Origin of the sequence: Psychrobacter cibarius, from assembly GCA_030686115.1 — a bacterium.
GTDB lineage: Bacteria > Pseudomonadota > Gammaproteobacteria > Pseudomonadales > Moraxellaceae > Psychrobacter > Psychrobacter cibarius_C.
Window position 1 is genome coordinate 1,248,124 of the sequence record CP131612.1, and the last position, 20,876, is coordinate 1,268,999.

At 42.6% G+C, this 20,876-nt stretch carries 12 protein-coding genes; 4 read left to right on the forward strand and 8 right to left on the reverse strand.

The annotated features are described in order from the left end of the window. Positions 1–10 precede the first annotated feature (10 nt). The 3 genes from Q6344_05330 to Q6344_05340 all read right to left on the reverse strand — a co-directional run bounded on the left by Q6344_05330 (position 11) and on the right by Q6344_05340 (position 4,030). On the reverse strand, positions 11–1,195 hold the full coding sequence (locus tag Q6344_05330; GenBank protein ID WLG14760.1) for an efflux RND transporter periplasmic adaptor subunit: 1,185 nt from the start codon (positions 1,193–1,195) through the stop codon (positions 11–13). Between the two features lie 48 nt (positions 1,196–1,243). Then, a complete protein-coding gene (locus Q6344_05335) occupies positions 1,244–2,110 on the reverse strand; it encodes a YihY/virulence factor BrkB family protein (GenBank protein WLG14761.1) in 867 nt (288 codons plus the stop codon). A gap of 210 nt (positions 2,111–2,320) precedes the next feature. After that, the gene (locus Q6344_05340; GenBank protein WLG14762.1) at positions 2,321–4,030 is read right to left on the reverse strand and encodes a TolC family protein; all 1,710 of its coding nucleotides are present in this window, start codon (positions 4,028–4,030) and stop codon (positions 2,321–2,323) included. 622 nt (positions 4,031–4,652) lie between these two features. Here Q6344_05340 and glpK point away from each other — a divergent pair. From glpK to Q6344_05360, 4 genes are all read left to right on the forward strand, one after another. Beyond that, positions 4,653–6,245, forward strand: a complete 1,593-nt coding sequence (glpK, locus tag Q6344_05345; GenBank protein ID WLG14763.1) for a glycerol kinase GlpK — start codon at positions 4,653–4,655, stop codon at positions 6,243–6,245. Positions 6,246–6,511: 266 nt separating this feature from the next. After that, positions 6,512–7,024, forward strand: coding sequence for a hypothetical protein (locus tag Q6344_05350; protein ID WLG14764.1), 513 nt, complete (start codon positions 6,512–6,514; stop codon positions 7,022–7,024). A gap of 248 nt (positions 7,025–7,272) precedes the next feature. Next, positions 7,273–8,301 (forward strand): endonuclease/exonuclease/phosphatase family protein, encoded by a 1,029-nt coding sequence (locus tag Q6344_05355; protein ID WLG14765.1) that lies wholly within the window; start codon positions 7,273–7,275, stop codon positions 8,299–8,301. 238 nt (positions 8,302–8,539) lie between these two features. Further along, complete coding sequence (locus tag Q6344_05360; protein ID WLG15148.1) at positions 8,540–9,232, forward strand: TetR/AcrR family transcriptional regulator; 693 nt, start codon at positions 8,540–8,542, stop codon at positions 9,230–9,232. Between the two features lie 141 nt (positions 9,233–9,373). On the opposite strand, the gene Q6344_05365 is transcribed toward Q6344_05360, so the two are convergent. From Q6344_05365 to Q6344_05385, 5 genes are all read right to left on the reverse strand, one after another. Continuing rightward, on the reverse strand, positions 9,374–10,147 hold the full coding sequence (locus tag Q6344_05365) for a hypothetical protein (protein ID WLG14766.1): 774 nt from the start codon (positions 10,145–10,147) through the stop codon (positions 9,374–9,376). 166 nt (positions 10,148–10,313) lie between these two features. Continuing rightward, positions 10,314–15,647, reverse strand: a complete 5,334-nt coding sequence (locus tag Q6344_05370; protein ID WLG14767.1) for an SdrD B-like domain-containing protein — start codon at positions 15,645–15,647, stop codon at positions 10,314–10,316. 127 nt (positions 15,648–15,774) lie between these two features. Then, positions 15,775–17,913, reverse strand: coding sequence for a hypothetical protein (locus tag Q6344_05375; protein WLG14768.1), 2,139 nt, complete (start codon positions 17,911–17,913; stop codon positions 15,775–15,777). 51 nt (positions 17,914–17,964) lie between these two features. Continuing rightward, positions 17,965–18,429 carry a hypothetical protein gene (locus tag Q6344_05380; GenBank protein ID WLG14769.1) on the reverse strand — a complete coding sequence of 155 codons (465 nt, stop codon included), beginning with the start codon at positions 18,427–18,429 and terminating at the stop codon, positions 17,965–17,967. Between the two features lie 273 nt (positions 18,430–18,702). Further along, positions 18,703–20,718: a hypothetical protein gene (locus Q6344_05385; GenBank protein ID WLG14770.1), complete on the reverse strand. Its 2,016-nt coding sequence runs from the start codon at positions 20,716–20,718 to the stop codon at positions 18,703–18,705. Between the last annotated feature and the right edge of the window lie 158 nt (positions 20,719–20,876).

Below are 20,876 nucleotides of genomic sequence, written 5' to 3' on the forward strand. Positions count from 1 at the left end.
GGTGCATGGCTTACTCTTGGCTTGCATTAGTAAGTGCTGGATTGACGCGTACAATAACGCTCATACCTGAGCGAATACGTGCATCGGGAGTCGTCGGACGTGCCTTTACTTCAAAGGTACGTACATCGAATCCATCATCATTATTGGTCGGGCGCCAAGTGGCAAAGTCAGACAATGTTGACGTAGCATAAACGGTAAACTGTTTGATATAAGGCTTATTTGCTGATGACAGCGCAGGAATCGTACCAGTAAATTTCTGACCAATCGCAAACTGGTTTAAGTAGGATTCGGTGACATTAAGTACGACCCATTGCTCATCGGTATTGACCAACGTCAAGATAGGCACGCCTTGTCCGATGACTTCACCCGCGCTAATAATGACATTGTCCACAATGCCTGCAATAGGGCTTTTTAAATTGGCTTCTTCTTTTGCCACCAGTGCTTCTTCTAGTTGGGCATCGACTTGCGCTACTTGCGCTGTCGCCGCTGATTTATCTTCACTGCGTGCGCCTTCTTTTGCCAAGTCGTATTGTAAGCGCGCCGCTTCAGTTTGATCTTGAGTGGCCAGATATTGCGCATATGCCTCATCGCGTTTTTGCCGTGCCATAAGACCTTCTTCATAAAGGCGGTTGACACGCTGGTAAGTGTTCTCTGCCAAATCAGAAGCAGCTTTGTTGGCTTGCCACGCCGCTTTTGCTTGAGCGATCTCTTGTGGACGGGCGCCATTTTCTGCTTTATCTAACTGACTTTGTGCCATTTGCTTGCCAGCCAGCGCTTGATTGATCTTTGCGTTAATCTCAGGCGAGTCCATTTCAATCAGCTGTTGCCCGACTGTCACTGCATCACCTTCTGTGACCAGAATTTTGGCAATACGTCCCGGCACTTTTGCCGCGATGGAGGTTTGCTGCATCTGCATTTGCCCTTGCAAAGTCACGACTTCAGGCTCGCTATGCTGATTGCTTTTATATAGACCATAGGCAATAACACCTAATACAATCAGAACCAATAGCGCCAGAAGTGCCTTTTTTATCATGGCAGATTTATCCGCTTTTTCTGCATGGCGCTTATAAGTAGGCACTGCTTGCTCATTTTCAGCATCAGTTGCTTGATCGTTATGGTTATTGACTGAGTCGGTAGATTGCTCTGAGTCGTTTAACTTGCGCGAGTCGTCTGATTCGTTGGTAGATTCAGTCATGACAGTGAGATTCCTAAAGCAGCAAAATTGAGGATAAAGGGTATGTTATTAGTACATTCGTACAGCATAAGGTTTGGCGCTTTCTAAGGCTTCAGAATTAAAAATCGCACCAAAGGCGACGATAAATGCTGAATAATAAAGCCAAAGCATAATGACCACGGCAGCTGAAAGCGCGCCAAACTCAGCGCTATAGTTATTAAAGTTTTGCACATAAATCGAAAATAGCACAGACAATACAATCCAAAGAATGGTCGCCAGAGCTGCTCCTGGCACCAGTTTTTTTAGCGCGACGGCGTCACGGTTTGGGGCTAGACGATAGAGGCTTAAAAAGCTCAAAAATATGATACCAGCCAATATAGGCCACCTGCTCCAAAGCGCAATCGTTTTAGCTATTTGCGGGAAGGGGAAATAGGCTGCCCCTACAGGAATAATAGCAATAGAAGAGACCGATATAATCAAGATTACTACCGCGCCAAAGGTTAAGCTGACTGCTAAAATATTACCTTGTATGAAGTTACGCTCTTGAGTGATATGAAAGGCAAGATTGATAAGAATAATTAAAGATTTAACACCTTTAGAGCCAGCATAAAGGGCGAGTAAGGTCGATAAGACAAGACTGAACGTGAGTGCGGATGTGGTATTAGAGACCAATGCGCTTAGGCGTGAATTGAGGACTTCATACACCGTATCAGGTATAAACGGACGCAAAATCGAGATTTGCTCTTGCATCTCAGCTGGTGAAAACGCGAGACCATAAAGCAGCACAAACACCGCCATTACTGGAAAAATTGATAAGAAACCAAAAAATCCCACGCTCGCGCAGTGTGCCCAAACATTAGAGTTGTTCGCAATACGCCACGTCTTTAATGAAGGCTGCAGCCAGTTACTTATTAATTTAGAAGTCGGGTTTTTCATAAAACAGTATTCACAATAGAGTTAGCAATAGTATGGTTAATGGCAGCTTCATGATAGTTAGTATGGTCAGGCTACTGTAATAGTATTGCGGCGTTAACCTCGCTTGAGGTATCAAATATATATCTTCGCTCAGCTGCCTTGTCATACTTTCAAATTGAATCAACTATATAAACGCTTATCCACACTATCTATCATTTTCAAATTAAATCATTACTCAGTATACAAAGTCGGTAATCGAATATCAGCAGCATTAAGATAGGCGTTAAAGGCAAGAGGTGTACCACAGCTTTGCATGAGTGCGGCCAGCGATTGTACATAGCTGTTCGCCGCTTGCGCTTGTTCAGTACGTGCTTTAAGCGACTGCGTTTGTGCTTGGACTACCTCAATCGGTGTATTTACACCTTCTTGTAGCCCCAACTGGCGCAAACGCAATACTTCTGCGGCCAGATCTACATTGCTTTGTAATGCCTGATAACGAGATTGGGCATTATTAACATCGTGCCAGTTTTTTTCGACCAGTAATAATAAATTGTCACTGACTTCGATTTCAGACAGATCCGCTTGGCGTATTTTGGCATTGCTCGATGCGAGTGATGCATTTTTATCAAGACCACCCCACAGCTTCCAGCTGGCTGATATACCGGCTACCCAACTGGGGTCTTTTTCAATTTGTCCGTAGCCATAGAGCATGACGGTAGGCTTGTGACCAGTATCTGATAGCGCGTGTAGCTGCTCAGCTTGTGCGCGTTTGGCGGCGACTTTTTGTAGACCTGGGTGATTGGTGAGTGATAAATTCTGAAAATAGTTTACATCGGGTAAAGGACGGCTAGAGACGAATAACGGTGTCGTGGGTTTGATACGATAATCGGTACGCAATAGCCGCTGTAAAGCCATCATCGCAAGACGAGCATCGTTATTGGCATTGACGGACTCACTTTTTGCATCGGCAAGCGCAGATTGTGCTTCTAAGCGATCAACACGTGAGATAAAACCTTCTTCAAAAAGCCGCTGCGCCACATGGTCAGTCTGCTGCAAGGTATCATAAGCATCTTCGCGTAAATAAGCGGCAATGATGGCCAGCTGTGCCTTAAAATAACGCTCAATCAGGGTGTTATAAAGCTCGTTTTTATCCAATAGACTGTCTGCGACGGCTTCTTGGGTACGGGCATTGGAAGCACCTGTCAAAGCGTTGGTACGTCCAGCAGTATAGATGGGCCAAACCACGCCCAGACCTGCACCAGCCGTTGAGCCTGAGCGCTTTAACTCATAAGAATCTGGGATACGCTCACCGACCAATTCACCAAAATTTGGCAAATCTGGTAGCGGTGGAATAGGCGGAATCACATTATCGACACCATTGTTAACGTCATTAACAATACCGTTTTTCAATGATGATAAGTCAAGATCCGCGTCTAAGTTGTAAGCGTTGGCTGATAGTTGGGCAAACACCAATGGATTGTCTAAGGTTTTGAGCGCATCCGTTTGGTATTCACTAGCAGTAATCGCCGCTTGATTGGCGGCCAGTTTCGGTGACACTTGCAATAAAATATTTTGAGCTTGCTCAAGGCTTAACAGGCTAGATACTGCTAATGGATAACTATTATCAATACTTTTATGGGTAATGGGATCGATAAGCGTTGTTAAGCCAGTTTTTTGCTCGGCTTGACCCATGTCTGTATCTGTCGTTGACCTTCTATTTTGAATCTCATTTTTTTGAGTACTGTTTTGAGCGCTGTCTTGAACGCTGCTTTGAGTACTTTTTTGAGTGTCAGCGTCGATAATTTGCGTCACTGCAACGGCTGTGACCTCATTCGGTGACTCGATATTATGATCAGTAGCGCTTGCAAAAGTAGGCGCCGCTAAACCCATGAACGTAATCGTCATCACCGCAGTAGACAGAGTCGATAAAGCAAATTTCATAAGTCACATAAGCCATTAATTAGAATGCAAAGTATTTTAGAGTCAGGCAAAAAAGTATCAAAAATATCAACTGTTATGGTCAAACCCTGTCCAAACAGTTCAATATGGGCAACCATTAACAGAAGCCAATATTTTGTTATGGGTAACAAGCGCTACACTGTAGTGGCACAATGGTGACGGGTCAATGCTCAGTATTTGCTTACTGTGCGTTGAATAAGCCGTGATTTTATGTTAGAGGTCGGGTGTTAAGACAAATAATAACATCATTTGTTAATTAATAATAAAAGGTTTATCAAGTCATTAGCACTTAAATCGATTTTAGATCACTTTTAAAAGCTTTTAGCGAAAATGATGGTTAGTGATGATTGTTGTATTACAAAGCAGCTTATAAACTATACATAATAGTGGTGTGTGCTATATTTCAGCACCTTATAGCGTTGAGCAAGATTAAAATGAACGGCATTTATTTTAACTGTCGGCAGTTGCTCATTAGCGCAGTGCTAATGTAAATAAAACTGGCTATTGCGATAGGCGTTACTCGCAAAAAGTACGTACTATCAATCAAAACTCAGCTATAAAATATAATTGTAAAAAATGAATGCGACAAAATAGGATGTGAGTAATGGCAGGATATATTTTGGCTTTGGATCAAGGGACGACATCGAGTCGAGCGATATTGTACGATGATCGTGCGCGTCCGATAAAAATGGCACAGCAGCCTACCACTTTACAAACCCCAAAAGCGGGCTTTGTCGAACAAGATGCACAACAAATTTGGCAAACGCAGATTAGCTGTGCCCATGATGTGATTAATCAAGCAGGGCTACTTGCTACCGACGTCACCAGTATCGCGATCACCAATCAGCGTGAATCTATTGTCATGTGGGATAAGCAAACGGGTAAACCTTTAGCCCCTGCCATCATTTGGCAAGATCGCCGTACGGCGAGCTACTGTAAAACACTCGCGGCTGAGGGTGCCAGCTGCATGATGAATGACAGCCATGATGATGTGGCAAGCGAAGTGCAACGCATTACAGGGCTACGTTTAGATCCATATTTCAGTGCCAGCAAAATCGCTTGGTTACTAGAGCACAATCCGAAATTGAGCGTACGAGCCAGCAGAGGAGAAATAGCGGTTGGTACTATAGACAGTTGGCTCATATATAAGCTAACCGGTGGCGAGCATGTCATTGATGTGACCAACGCTTCCCGTACTTTATTATATGATATCCACAAGCTTGAGTGGTCAGAAGAGCTGTGCGCCCGTTTTGCGATACCCATGAATATTTTGCCTAAAGTCCTACCATCTGATGGTGACTTTGGTAAAACCAAAAAAGGACTATTTGCCAAACAAATTCCTATTCAAGCGGTATTGGGCGATCAGCAAGCGGCACTTTTTGGACAAGGCTGCCTCGATGCTGGCATGGCTAAAAACACTTATGGTACTGGGTGTTTTATGCTGATGAATATTGGTCAAAAACCCAAACTTAGCGAGCATAAACTACTAACGACAATCGCTTGGCAACGAAAATCCACATCGGCTCGTCCAGACAATTTATCGTTCGATCAAATTGTACAGTCAGGCAAACGCATGTTGCAGCCACCCAGAAAGGAAGTTACTTATGCCTTGGAGGGTAGTGTTTTTATGGCAGGTGCTATTGTCCAATGGTTACGGGACAATCTGGGTATGATTCAACAAAGCAGTGAAGTCGAAGATTTAGCCCGCCAAGTTGATAGCAGTGAAGAGGTGGTGTTACTGCCTGCATTCACAGGATTAGGAGCACCCTATTGGCGCTCCGATATCAGCGCGAGTATTACTGGTATGAGCCGCGGCACGACTAAAGCCCATATTGCTCGTGCTGCGTTAGAGGCAGTTGCCTATCAAACTTATGATGTGCTCATTGCCATGCAAAAAGACAGTCCTCATCCATTAACTGAGCTAAGAGTAGATGGTGGCGCGGCTAACAATGACTTATTGATGCAGTTTCAAGCTGATTTACTCGATGTGCCTGTCCTGCGTCCCAGAGATACAGAAATCACTGCCAAAGGTGCAGCATTACTCGCGGGGTTAAAAACGGGGTTATATGATGAAGGGACGATGCAAGCATCATGGCAAGTCGATCGTGTTTTTGAACCCCAAATGTCCAGTGATATCCGTGAACAGCATCTTAATAAGTGGCAACGAGCCATCGATAGAGCACTGACATCCTTATAAGTATTGAATAAACACATTAAAATATTGTAACAACTCAATGAAAAATTACTTAAAACACTTCACTGTCCTACAAAATCATTATAAAGATACAGGCTGTAACGCAAGGCAATCGCAATCTGGACACAATTTACACAACCTATCTATCTGTTGTCATCCATAAATTTCTATACTTTAGGCGACTCAAGTAACACATGAATCGAGTAAGACCGCTAATTTTTAGCACTTAATAAATCTAAAATATAACAAATTAATTTAAGGATAAAATTATGAGTAACTATGACGGTATTGATCGCAGTGAAGTAAAACATATGTCAAAAGAAGCTAAGCAGGATCTGAATGCTGATATCATCACAGGTGAGCCAGGTTCGCATCCAGTAGGCACAGCTATTGGTGGTCTTGGCGGCGCAGCAGCGGGTGCAGCAATCGGTACAATGGCAGGACCACTTGGCACACTCATTGGCGGTGCGATTGGTGCTATCGTTGGTGGCGGTGCAGGACATGCAGCAGCAGAAGCGATTGATCCAACACGTGAAGAAGCTTACTGGCGTGCAGAATATGCAAATGTCGATTATTACGAAGAAGGTTATGACTTCGACCGTGATCTACATCCAGCTTATGCAGTAGGGTACGCCAACCGTGCTCGTTATCCTGCGGATGCACGTTTTGAAGACCATGAAGCTGAATTAGAGCGCTCATGGCATGAAGTAAAAGGTGAATCACGCATGGAGTGGGAAGAAGCACGCAAAGCATCGTATGACGCATGGAATCGTGTATCGTAATAAGCGAAACTAACAGCACATTTGATTTAAGTAAGTAGACAGTATATAAGCTTACTACCTTATCACTGCGCTTAGTCTGATTGTAGACTTGGGTCTGCTGATAGACTAAATACTTTCAATTTATGCTATTTTAAAGTCTTCAAAGATTTCTTTGGAGGCTTTTTTGCTGTATATTACTAAGTATGAATATATTAAGCAGCCAATCATCTTTGGAAGCAATATTCTAGAATAAAAATAATAGGTAATCTATGAACAATAATGCGGAAGCTAAAAGCGCCAGACAATTTTATATTGCCACTGCCAACTTGCTCAATTTTGCCAACCCTAACCGAATTTATTATGACAATGCGCCAGCTTACAGTAACGATGAATACGAGCACAAGCTAAGCGGCATCACCGATTTATTAGCAAAAGCACATGCTGATATTATTGCGGTGCAAGAAGTCTGGGATAGTAATGCGCTTGAAGCATTGGCGGTGTCGTTGGGATTTAACCCCGAGCATGTTGTTGTTCCGTTGGCAAGCAACGACCGTTCAAGCCCTTATACCCATGGCAAAGGGGCGCAAAACACTCCTGCCGTTGGTATTATTAGTCGCTTTGAGCAATTAGAAAGCCGCTTGCTTGAAGATATTGCGCTAAAAGCGGTGATTGATATCCCTGATATTGGTCCTTACCAGCGCTTTAATCGTCCACCATTAGTAGTACGGGTCGATGCCTTTGGTCAACCGATAACGATTATTACGGCGCATCTAAAAAGCAAACGGGCATTTTTCTTGCGTGATGAAAGTGGCAATTTGTTAGAAGACATGGACGATCCAAATATTCGAGTCCGTGCCAAGCTCCGTAGCTTATGTATGCGCGCCGCAGAAGCAGCCTCTATTCGCATGTCTATTATAGAGCGCTTACGTCATACTCGTGAGCCATTGATTTTGTTAGGCGATATGAATGATGTCACCGGTAGCGTCACCACCCAATTGATGGCTGAGACTGGTGAAGTTAATTATGACAAAGGCATGCGCGATGTTGCATTATTCGATGCTGCGCGTATCCAAGCACGCTATGGATGGATGAAAGATGTGGCATATACCCATATATATCAAGGTATGCCAGAAGTGATTGATCAATTATTTGTTTCAGAAGAGTTTCTTCCTGATAGTAAATTTTCACTGGGTCAGGTTGAAAGAGTAGACTATTTCAATGACCATTTAAAGTGGGACTATGCAGATAGAGTCATCGATCATGGTATTATAAGAGCGAAAATTAAACTCAATGATTAAATTTTTTACATTACGTGGTTAACGCTATTAAACGGTTGACCTATACATTAATTTTTAACCCATTTATCTCCCTTGCTTGATAGTGTACAAGCGTTTATGATGCCTCTCCATTAGACATAGTAGTGCTAATATCAGTGCTACATTATTAGCTAATAGGATGTAATTCTTCAATTTAGGGCGAATACTATCTATTGAAGATTATATTTATAAAATAGGGTGTAACATTAAGAGACTTATGATGAGCGAAAATAAAGACGAAAAGATTGAAGATGTGTTGGTAGATTCGGAACTGGCAAAAAAACTGGTACCGAATAAGTTCAAGTTTACCAGCCAACAAGGCCGTGCGCGCCGTCAAAAACTTTTGGCTGGTGCTAAGAAGTTAAGTGAAACACAACCTATCAATGACATTACTTTGGCGGCTGTATGTGAAGAAGCAGGCATTCCAAGAGCTTCTGCTTATCACTTTTTTCCTAACATCGAAGCGATATTTTTAGCATTGCGTTTTTTGAATGCTATCGAAATATTAGAAATAGTAGAAACAGTCGATATTGGTAATTATGACAGATGGCAGGGCTATTTGACGGCGCTTATTGATAATTGTGTGACGATATTCCATAACGACGAAACCAAAGCCAAGCTCATTTATGACACGAACACGCCTGATTTTGAAGGTGATAGTTTTGGTGAAGATATCGATCATCAGATCGTCGATTTGGTTTATAAGCGTTTATCAGAGCGCTATGAGATGCCGAGTTTCCACGATATTCAAGACACGCTATTGATTGCTTATAGCATTATTAATGCGATATTCACATTGTCTTATCGTCGTCACCAAAGCATTACCAATGAATATATCCAAGAAGCAAACACTGCGTTTATCGCTTATTTGCGTTGCTATCTACCAGAAAAGCTACCGCGTAAGAATCGCTAGTTTTTTCGCTATTTAGATGATGTATAGACATTAGAGTGTGATTAAGATGCCCTAATGTCTGCTAAGCAAATACAAAAAAGCCGACATCATATGTCGGCTTTTTTGTATTTACTGCATTGATGAGCAGTGGTAGTAATAGACTTAACGGATAGGGGTTAATACTTGCCCACGGCAAATATCAGCACTCGCATCTAATGTCTCATATTGCTTATAATAGCTGACGATCAGCTCTTCCAAAGCGACGTTGGTCTGTGAATCATGGGTATTGACGTATGCTTCGCGAGCTTGTTCAAGCCAACGATCTGCCATGCGAAAATGGATGCCTGATTCCCGCCAGCCGCGCTCGCATTGGTTCGTAGCGGCCCAAATTAAAGCGACCTCGCTGAAAGCTATCTCTCGTGGTGCTGACTCGATACCACCGCTATCTTTTAGCGCGCTTAAGGTTGCCCATAGATCGGCGCGCATGAGAGCAGAGTTTGAGGGTATGTCTTGAATAAGGTTGAGATCTTGTTCCTTGCCATTTTTTAAGGTAGTTAAAATCGTCTCTGCCGCCTGTGCGGCTTGCTGTCCAGCAGGTGAACGACTATTCATGCTGTCTTGATGGATGGCGTAGTTAAGCCAAGCCTGAGCTTTATAGGCAAAGTATTGTTGACGTGCGCTCATGTTTTTTTGTTGATACGCTTGTAACTCTTTCAACATACAGCTCATAGCACGTTGGCGCATACTTTGGTATTTTGGGTGGTGAGACTGAGTTTGAACATCATTGGCACAGTGAGTAGCGTCATGGGTTACTGCCACTTCAGGAGTATGATGACTCGCTGATGCAACCGAGGTCATTGTCAGGAAGAAAACGGTTGATAATAAAGCCTTTATGGGCTGTTTATAATAGGCTGCTTTGTTGGCAGGATTAGGCATGATGCAAAACCTCATATTAAGCGGATCAGTATCAATATTGGTATTGGTACTTGCGGTTTTTGGCGCTGATCTCATCGCTTATTAAAATATATCTGTCATATAATATGATGAACAGCGCGATAACGCCCGCATTGTCGTCAGATGATAACACGACAATGGGGATAAATTACAATGTAGAGTGAGTCGTCAAACGCTGGTTCTTACGTGGATCATCACGTTTGAATAGGTCTTCGTCAAACTTGAAACGTAATCTAAAGTAAGCGCCTTCCATAGTGCTATCGTCATAAGCGATGTCTTCATCCTCAAAGCCCATGAAGTTATAACCTAGTGACAACCAAAGATTGGTCATTGGGCTATAGCCTACTTCCGCACCGAGCATATAAGACATATCATCTGCTTGTTTGTTCCAATAAGTGCCTGCTTGCAAGCCCACATCCCAGCGCTCACTGATGTCATATAGACCACGAGCATAAAGCGCATGGGCTGTATTGTCGCTACTGATATTATCAGCATCAAACTGAGTATATTTACCCGCGTAACGACCTGACAACGTCAACGGACGCGTTGGATGATAGTTACCACTCAATGACCAGATAACGGCATCTTTTTGATAGGCGTCATCGCCAGTACTGTTATCATCTAAGCGATACTCAAGCTTGGCTAACATGTCTAACTGATTGCTATCATAATCACGATAGGCAGCTCCTAGCTGGAAACGATTAATCGTGCGATTGCCATCGTCATAATCGACGCGTGAGTAGATGTCCTTGGCCAACAGAGTCACATCATCGGTATAGCGATAAGCAATACCAGCGCTACCTAGCAATGTGTCACTAGTCTCACCCCAACGCTTCTCAAAACGGGCTGAGGCTTTGTAATCTTCTTTCGCAAGATACTCTACACCAATGCCAGCTGCCGTTGCGGTGTTTTCGGTATCGCCCTCTAATGATTCAACACGCTCAAATAAAGTATTGATGGTTAAACCCTGCTGGACATACCATTTGTTCTTAAGACCAATGGCCGCTTCCGCTTCGAGAGCACTGATAGCATCGCGCATGCGGTATTCGCTATAGACTTTGCCGTCTTTCATGTAGTTGGCGTCAAAACCAAATACGGTACGCTGACGTTCTTCAGTATCATCAAGACCATAGCTACCAGATAGACTGTTGATCAAGTCATGACGGGCGTATAAGCGGCCTAAACCACCTAGCGGCGTCTCGCCTCCGATGGAGGTGGCATTACGATTACTGTTATCAATATCTTGCTCATATTCTGCAAATACTAAAGAGTCATTGAGCTTGGGCAACCGTGCCGTGATACGAGCGCGGGCGGTAGTACCTTCAATATCTTTTTCAGAATCACTGACATTATTTAGCGCCGATTGATTGATAATATCGTCATTAAACATGGTGTTGTCAGTCACATCTACGACGTCTGTTACCGCTTGGATATTGCGTGAAGCTGCCGTTGCATCTTGCTTATAATAACGTAAGCCAATCTCGCCAACGATGTTGGTGCTCAAACGCTGTTCAATACTGGCTAAGACACCTTGGCGGTTAGCATCAGTGGTATGATCTTTAGTGCGTACGCCTTCTAGTTTTAGCGCGGTCTTTTTGTCATTAATTAAATGAGTGACTTCGACGCCCGATTCAGCGCGCCCAGCAGTCTGCGGCGAGGCACCAGTCACGAAACCTTCGTCAGTATCGTTATAATAAGCTTTGGCACGAGTGTTTTTCTTGTTATCAAAGTCAAGCTCGATACGCAAGGCATTACCTTCTGCGTCTTGACCGTCTAATTCTGTTGCATTGATTTGATTGCTTGGCTGAAAATTTGGATTCTCAGCTTTATTCATCGCGTATTCAGCGACCAGTTTTAGCTTATCGTTAAACTTGATAACGCTGTTGACGCTAGCCAGCTCTTCTTTGTTAAGAGGGTCAGCACTGTTGACATAGCTACCACCGATGGCGATTTTATCAGTCAACTGCTGCTTGGCAGCAATGCCACCGACCAAGTATTTTTCGCCGCCTTCGTCTACTTCTACAGTGACTCGTAGATAAATAGGGTTGCCATCGATGTCTTGGCTAGCGATAGGGGCTTTTAAAAATAAGCTGCGGCTGATAGGGTCAATTTCATAATCGGCAAAGCGGGTAAGGGTCTCACGGCTAATGATCAAGCCTGGATTGTTGGCGTCACGAGTGATCACTTCGACAGTTTCCGAGTTTTCTAATACGGCGTCAAAGTTTTCAGCCAATGGATAAGGGCCTGAGATACCAAGACCACGAGTCTCATTGACGCGTTGGCTGGAACTGGTCTCCGCGATAAAGGCGGTAATGCGAGTATTGCTATCTTCATACTGGGCTTTTAGGCCAGTCAACGTACGGTTATATTGACCTAATTTAATACCTTCATCGTTATCAATTTGAGTTTTTAAGTCGCCATACATAGCAAATGAGCGACCCTTGTCCAAGCGCACATAGAGTTTGCTGGTAGATTGTGCATCAAAGCCTTTGGCTGATGAATCACCATAGACAGGATAGTATTCGCCAGGCTCGATATCACGGAACAGACGCTCGCCTTTTTTGTCGCTGTCATAAGCCAAAGTGAGCAAATAATCGCCACGTACTTTGCCTTTAAGGAACATCGCGGCGCGACCAGAAGCGGTATAGTCATCGTTACCAGCGAAATCATTGAGCTCTTGCTCAAAAGCGCCTTGGGCGTCAGTAATGCTGCTGCCATCAAAGTCTTTAAGTGAGATCGCGCCTTCGACGATGCCGACGGCAATGAGAGGACGTAATTGCGCGGTAAATTGTAACGGGATAATCTGTTTACTGCTACCAGTGTCGATGACCAACTCACCTTTACCCGGTACACTCGGTGCAGTCACGGGTATGAGTAGCTCACCACCTGAGACAATAACTTGCGTACCAGCTTGATCTTTACTGCTGTCATTAAGATTGATACGGCCGATATTGGTATCGATAGTGATAGGTGTTGAGGCGATATACGGACGGCCATCACGGTCTTTTAGGCTAATAACGACTTGATAATCGCTAACGCCATCTGCCGGTACTAGCTGCGCTTGAGTGCGATAGTCAATGGCTTGTAAATTGTCTGGCGTTGATACTTTAATGGTTTGCTCAGAGATAATTTTGCCATTCACATCAGTAGCGACACCGCGCAAGGTATTGTTGCCACGCTTTAAGTCGACGGCATAGTAATCAAAGGCAGTCACATTCTGTTTTTCTTGCTCAGCTGTTTTGCCGATTTGTTGTTCTGATACTGCTTTTCCATTGGCATATAGGGTAAATATTGAACCCAGTGGCGCTTGTACCTGTACCATTTGTTTATAAGTGCTGAGCTGTTGACCTTCGTTTAAATTGATAAAAGCCACGTCATTGTTAGCCACTTCTTTGAGATATTCTTCTAGCTCTTTTTCTACTGGCGGTGCTACCGTAGTTACGGTCATATCAACACGATTGGCGGCTGGATTGATCATCTCATTGACGATAGCAGAGTCACAGTTGCTGCCCAGATCTAAGTCGCCATTGATGTTGCAGCCACTGGCGTCTACATTATCATCGTAGTCACGATTGTAGTCAGGATCTAGGGTTAGCTCGGTTTTTACTGCTTGCTCAAGGCTATCATTCTTAGCGCTCACTGATTTGCTACGAGCGACAAGCTCCGTATTCAAACGCTCAGTGCTATCGCCCATACCGACCACGATACCGAAATCGGCACGATGTAATTCGCCATATTTTAAGTCAACGAAACGGCTGCCAGCATCGCCAGCATTGCGATTACTTTGGGTGACCATCTCGGTTGAGTGAGGGATGGTGGTGCGGTCAACTTTTAAGACGTGAGTTTTGGCACTGACACCATAGAAGTTATATTTACCTTCAGGATCAGTCACGACAAAGTTACCGTTTTCCATGTAGATACGCACGCCTGCAACGCCAAGTTCGCCATCTTCTTTTTGTTGAATGCCATCACGGTTGATATCGTGGTAGACCTTACCGATGATGATGCCATCAGTATTCATGACGCCGCGCTCTACTTCAATCTTCCACTGTGCTTCTCTTGAAACTAAGCTTTTACCTTGTTCATTGCTAGCAACGGCAGTCGCGCGGTTGATGCCATCACCGCCTAATGATGAAGCACCGATTAAGACACGATACGTGATTTTTTTACTTTCGCCATTTGCCATATTACCTAAATTTAGCACCTGATATTTACCATCAGCTTTAAACTCAGTGGTTTGCGCTTGGTCGATATTGATATCAGTAGTTTGGTTGACACGTACACTACCATCTACATAAGCAAAACCACGTGGTAGGGCGTCTTTTAGTTGTACATCGTAAGCGGTAGAGTTGCCACTATTGGTGATATTAATGGTGTAGCTAACATAATCACCAAATTCAGCGCTTTTAACGTCGCTTTCTTTGGTGACGACTAAGCTTGGGCTATCATCGACGATATTGATTTGTGTATCTAAGTCATCGATACGTACGGTGAAGTCACCTTCACTTGGTAGCTGCTCAGCGCCAGTGCCGACAGAAGGCGCGATACAGGCATCTAGACTTGCAGTCAACGTATCATTTGCTAGAGTCTGAATAAATTTGTCATTGACAGCGTTGGCATTGTTTTGTGTTGGTGCTGATAGCTGATATTTACCAGTACTATTGCCCGTCTCAATCGCTTTCAATGCGTATTTGTCACCCGTCAACAAAGAGGTAATCGTGACCCATACTTGATCTGGCTTATCTAGCTGAGCGTTACACTGCGCATAGCTGGCATCGATATAGACGTTTTCCTCGATTTGTGAGGTGGTTTTGTTTGCGTCAAATTTAGGCGTTGTAAATTTGATTTCAGGCTCAACGATGATTAGTCTATCCGTTGCGTTGACACTCGATACGGATGGGTCTTCTAGAACGACAGCGCCAATTTTAATATCTGCAGTATCGCCACTTTTGCCGTTAACATCTGATAAAGCTTGCACGATAAACTGGATACTTTCACTGTGTCCAAGTTTGATTTGTGCGCTTAAATTATCGAAAATAACTTCAGTATCACCACTATCAACGACGCCGTTTTTATTTAGATCTTGATAGACTTTTAAGTTTGAGAGCGTTGGAGATACAGCTAATGTTAGCTCCACAGTCTGGTTGCTATAGCTGGTATTGCTTAGGACGTTTACCCAGTTAACCAAGGCGTTAGGCATAACGGTGAGTAACGGCTGTTGAGTGAGTTCAATACCGTATTCAGGAAGGTCTGAGGCTTTGACTTGTACTTGGTTTGAGGTGCTAGATATTGTGACGTCAGTCTGATTATTGACGTTATAGCTAGCATTTGCAATATTGTTGATGATTTGCAGATTAGGGTTTGCTGCATCAGCTGCAATCGCGATATTTGATTGCATAAGCAACATTGCCAATGACAGCGCAGAGATCTTCGCTGAACACAATGCAGTACGATTAGACGGTGTCATGGTAGATAGAGTCATATGTCGCTTATCCAATAAAATATCAGTGAGGGTAAGGGTAGAGATTCTCTAGCTTGGCTAATATAAAAGAATTAGGTCAAGCTAGAGGGGATCTATAAGCAACTTTTGCTGCTTATAGACATTCAAATTAACGGTTATTTTTAACTTTAACTGTAAACCTTAACGTCGCTGTACCCTGAGGAGATAATTTATCAGTAGTAATATTCATGGCTGCTGCAATAGCAGTAGCATTTGCAGTGGCATTACCAATAGAAGAGCTAGTAGTAGCAGAAGAAGTAGCCGTACCACTTACGTACTCAGCTCCAGCTGCGAACTGTGAACGCGCATCTGAAATAGTCAAACCTGTAATGTTAAATCCAGAAGCATTAGCAGGGTTCGTTGTTTGTATAGCAGATGAGGTGTTTTTTGCATCAATTCGATAAATAATACATTGATCAGGTTTTGCATCAACTGCATTTTTAGTGAAATCAATATCACCTGTATCTGTAACACTACCGTTACAATTGCTATCTAATGCTTGAAACTTTTCTAAAGTTAACCCTTTAACGTTAGTCGTATCGGTAACTGTAGTAGCAGCAGGTGCACCATTACCAGTAGGCGTTAAAGTGACGACAGTAGTTTCAGTGGTGCCTTCAATTGCACGATCAGCTACAGTTGTAGGAGAAGTTACATTACCCGAAGAAACATTATAATTAATCGCTACTGTGCCACCCTTTGCGATACCACCAGGTAATGCAGCGTTGTTGATAGTGTATACATTATTGACAGGAGTAATAGTTGTTGTAACAGGTGTCGGATTATTACCAGGTGGTGTATAAGTGATACTGACAGGACCAGTAACAGGTCTGACATTTGCATTGTTACCACCATCAGCAATCGTAAAGGTCAGTGGACTATTGTCAGTACCCTCAACATCTTGACCGTTGTTGGTTATGATAGTGGTATGTGTAACTTGACTTGCAGTACCTGATGCTGTGGCAATTTCTCTAGTTGTTGGATTGCTTAGTACAAGCGCCCGATTACTAAAGCTAGTTGTTCCCGCAGTATCTTCACCAACTCCGCCAGTCTCATCAGCAGTACCGGGAACTCTGGTAACATCATTGGCAGTGACTGTGCTGTCTAAGATATCGTAGTTGGTATTAACTACAGGATTAACAGGTAGCGTTCCAACAGCACCAACAAACTTATCATAAACCACCACGTTGTTAGTGGCAGATTCATTCGCTCCAGCATATTTAGCTTTATCAACGTTAACTTTGAAAGTAACATTCTGAATGGCAGTAACCGCTAAACTTGGTACTGCGATATCGATAATGACGCGACCATCAGCAGTTCTACCAGTAGAGGTAACAGTCGCACCATTCGCTGTAACGCCAGCACTAGTCAATGTCATGCCTGAAGGCAGTACATCTCTAATAACGAAGTTAGTTGCAGTATCACTATAGTCAGTCGTTACGTTAGTCACGGTAATACCATAATCAATCTGAGGACTAGCAACAGATAGATCGACATTACTAGTCGCTGTTTTGGCGATTTTGAAGGTAGGTAGTCTAACGATAGTTTGGTTTTCATTAACTAGGGTAGGTACCTTTGGAGTTGTAGTTGCATTAGTTATAAAAGTACTAGTAGCAGTTAAAGTGCCAACTGCAATGTCACCACCAGTACGTGTGCTAGGTGTAGTCGTTGTATAACTAAGGCCTGCTTCTAAGCCTGGTAATAATTTAACCGTTCTATTAGAGCCTGTTAGAGTTCCATTCTGAGCCTGCCCAGCTGCTGATAATGCTTGTGATTGAGCAGTTGTTAAAGCAGCACCACCTTTTTGGCGAATAACAAATGCGACGTCTACATTGGCGGGAAGAGTGTAGTTAGGCGTGGCAGTATCAATGGCAGTATCGTTACTACTAGTAGTATTGATAGTATAGGTGTCACTAACATTACCTTCGTTAATCAATACATGCTTAAATTCAACGTTACTACCTGGAGTAGTAGATACATTTTCGTTCTTATCGTCAGTAGCAGAGACACCATCAATGGCGAATAGTGAGAAGTTTGCTGTCTCTGTAACATTAACAATGACTTTATTAGAAGTGACCGTTGGTTGGGCAACAGTTCCAACGCTATAGCTTGCTGTCGCTTGGTTTTCGATAGCAGCTGCGCCGTTGCTTGTAGCTCCCGAAGTGGTTCCAGCCATAGCCCCAGTAGAGATACCCATTACCGCAGCAACACCAACGGCTAACAGGCTATAATTAAAATTATTTGATTTCATATAGATATCCTAAAATTAGAAGAGCAATATTTTGTGAGTTGAAGGAGAGGGCTAGTTGACAATCGTGTTAAGTGCCACGGCGGCAGACTTCTGTGCTGGTAATAACTTGATATTCCAGCGCAGGGTACGGTACTCAGAAAACGGAATTTTGACCATTTTGCCATTGACTTTACGCATCAGTGGCATATCGGCATAGTTCCTGCCATCGATACTGGCTTGAGCACTAGTAGGATTAGCTTCACCAGTGAAAGACATATTGGCAGGGATAGGCAATACGACCGCCAGATCTTGGATATCTTTGTTAATTATATTGCTATAGGTTGCTTTGTACTGAATGACCGTACCCGCTGGAGCATTACGAACTGGTAGATAAGAGATCTTACCTTCGGCGTTTTTGGTGACTTGATTGGCTGTTAAATCCATTTTTAAGGCATCATTGGCGTGAGCGGCACTTAATGCTATTACCGACGCTAAGCTTGCTAATATGGCACTGCGTAAAAAATTAAAACCTTTCATATCGTATTCCTTGCTTAAACCATTATTATCAAGTCAATCTTGACTTCGTCCCATGCAATGTAAAAACTGCAATCAACTATGAATAAGAGATGCTGATAAAGTTAGAATTGTTCCTTAATGTGATTGTCACGCAAACAATACAAATATTCACCACAAAAACGACAAATGGTATTTTGGAGTACACAAACGGTAAAAGCCCTATCTATAGAGATAGGGCTTTTGTCAGTAAAAAATATTTTTTAGAGTTGATAATATAGCAAGGGGGAATAGTTACTAAGGATTCACAGTAGTGCCATATTTGGTATTGAAATACAAAGTTGCTTTCGAGGTTGTGGTGCTTGAGACAGTATTGCTTAAGGTAAATTTATCAGAAATAATAGTTCCATTTTGCCCTATCGACCCTGTTTGATTTGTTGACTGAAATGTCGACGGAGGAACTCCTAATGCTTTAGGTAGATGAAACTCGGATTTCACTTTGACGTTCTGTAACACATCAGAAATTTGTATATCTGTCAAACTAATGTGCCCGCGATTGTAAGCTTCGATTTTATAAGCAATGCATTTTCCTGGAATTACGTTGCTACTAGGAGCAGATGTGCTAAAGCCTGTACTTGGGTCTGAGGTGTTTGTAATAGATGTATAGTTTAGACTACTATTACACTCATGCACATACTGGTATTTGATAAGCACCAATGCAGTGTTATCGGCTTTTACTTCACCAAAGTCTAAATTATTATATATGTATGTGTTATTAGTAAGCGTTACTTCTCTGGTATTAGCAGTGGTATCTACACTATAACTCCACGAAGTTGGCTCGGTTTCTACTAAGCAGACTCTGGCTGGCAGTGCACCTGATTGAACAACAAAATTGTATTTACCTGAGCTTGATACTGTTTGTGGATTGGCTGAGCTTGTGTCAACTCTAACGCCACTGCAGTTTGTTAAAGTAACTTGCAAACCGCTATCGAATATTCCCGACTCATTACTATCTAAGATGCCATTAAAATAAGCGCTGTTTCCAATAAAGGTGCTAGTGATATTCTGTTTAGTAGCGTCTGCAGCAGTAATTCCGCCATTGTCATCAAAAACGGTTCCTGAAAAGTTATAAGATTTTGGTGTGTTGGTAATAATGCAAGTAACCTCGTCACCATAATTTAAGTTTGATAACGTAAAAGAGCTTGTGTTTCCAGAAGGCATGCTGGAGGTGCTACCAGTCGTTGCATTAGTACAAACGTAGGTCGCATTATAATTTGCTATCTCGCCAAGTGTTGTACCATTCATAACTTGTTCAGTAATCGTGTAGCTATTACCTTCTGTTAAGGTCAGTAATGAACTGGTACCACTGGTGATATTAGATCCAGTACCCGTCGTGGTAAAACTATTGGCTGCTATGGAGCCGCCAGTCACCTTTATTTCAAACTGATCGCGTTTAGTATTAGTATCATTGATTCGAGTACCAGTTAACGCTTTTTTCACAATGAGTTTCGGTGGTGCTAGACAAAAATAAAAGTCGGAGTAACCAATAGTGTGAGGGCTGTTTCTTTGTGTAAAAGTATTGTTATGCTTCAAGTTAAGGGAAATATTAGCTAGATTGTAGTTCCAAGCAGCATCTATAGTACATTCTCCAACACCGCAGTTAAGACCTGAGCGAGCTGTCACAACATTACCAGCAAGATTTCTCGTATGAAAACTTGTATTAAATGTCAACTGTCCTTGATTAGCAGAAATATCAACTTCTTCGATATAAGGTACTTGTCTAGAACTAACTGTAGAATCTAAATCTTGTATCTTGTACCCAACTTTACTTACTGCTCTATTTATACTCACATTCATACTGTGATTGGTTTTGACCCCAGGAGAATCATGATCTAGATTAATCGCTGTAGTGGTAATGCCATTGAGAGAACCATAAAAAGGTGGGCTAGCAAAAAAATTATTTAAATCTAAGAGTATAGGGAAAATAATGACAAATTCTTTGTTACCTGAGCCCTCGGTAAAAGTAAAAGTTCTATTATCACTTCCAGGAGTCCAATTAAGAGCTTGAGAGGTTACAGGCTTACTTTGAGTAGAGGCTGGGGCGTTAGCTCCAATATAGTACATTTTATGATTCACAGGGCAACTTGCTAACTCAGAAGTTGGAGAAGACTCAAAAGGATTAGGGTCAGCCGCAAAGGCGCCATTACTAACCAACAGCAAGCCCATAGCGGCTATCAATGCCAGCACCCGATATATATGTTCACTGAATAGTTGTGAAATTATTGAATTTAGAACGTATGGCATTCTATGCATATGGTTATCCCTATAAGAAGCTAAAACTTGCTATAAGCGTTTAACTAGTTCTTAATTATTTCACTAACTAAACTAATGTATATATTACGTAACTTAACATATTAAGCAATAATTTCGTAAAAGTCCTACGAAGTAGATGAATGGCAGATATTTCATGA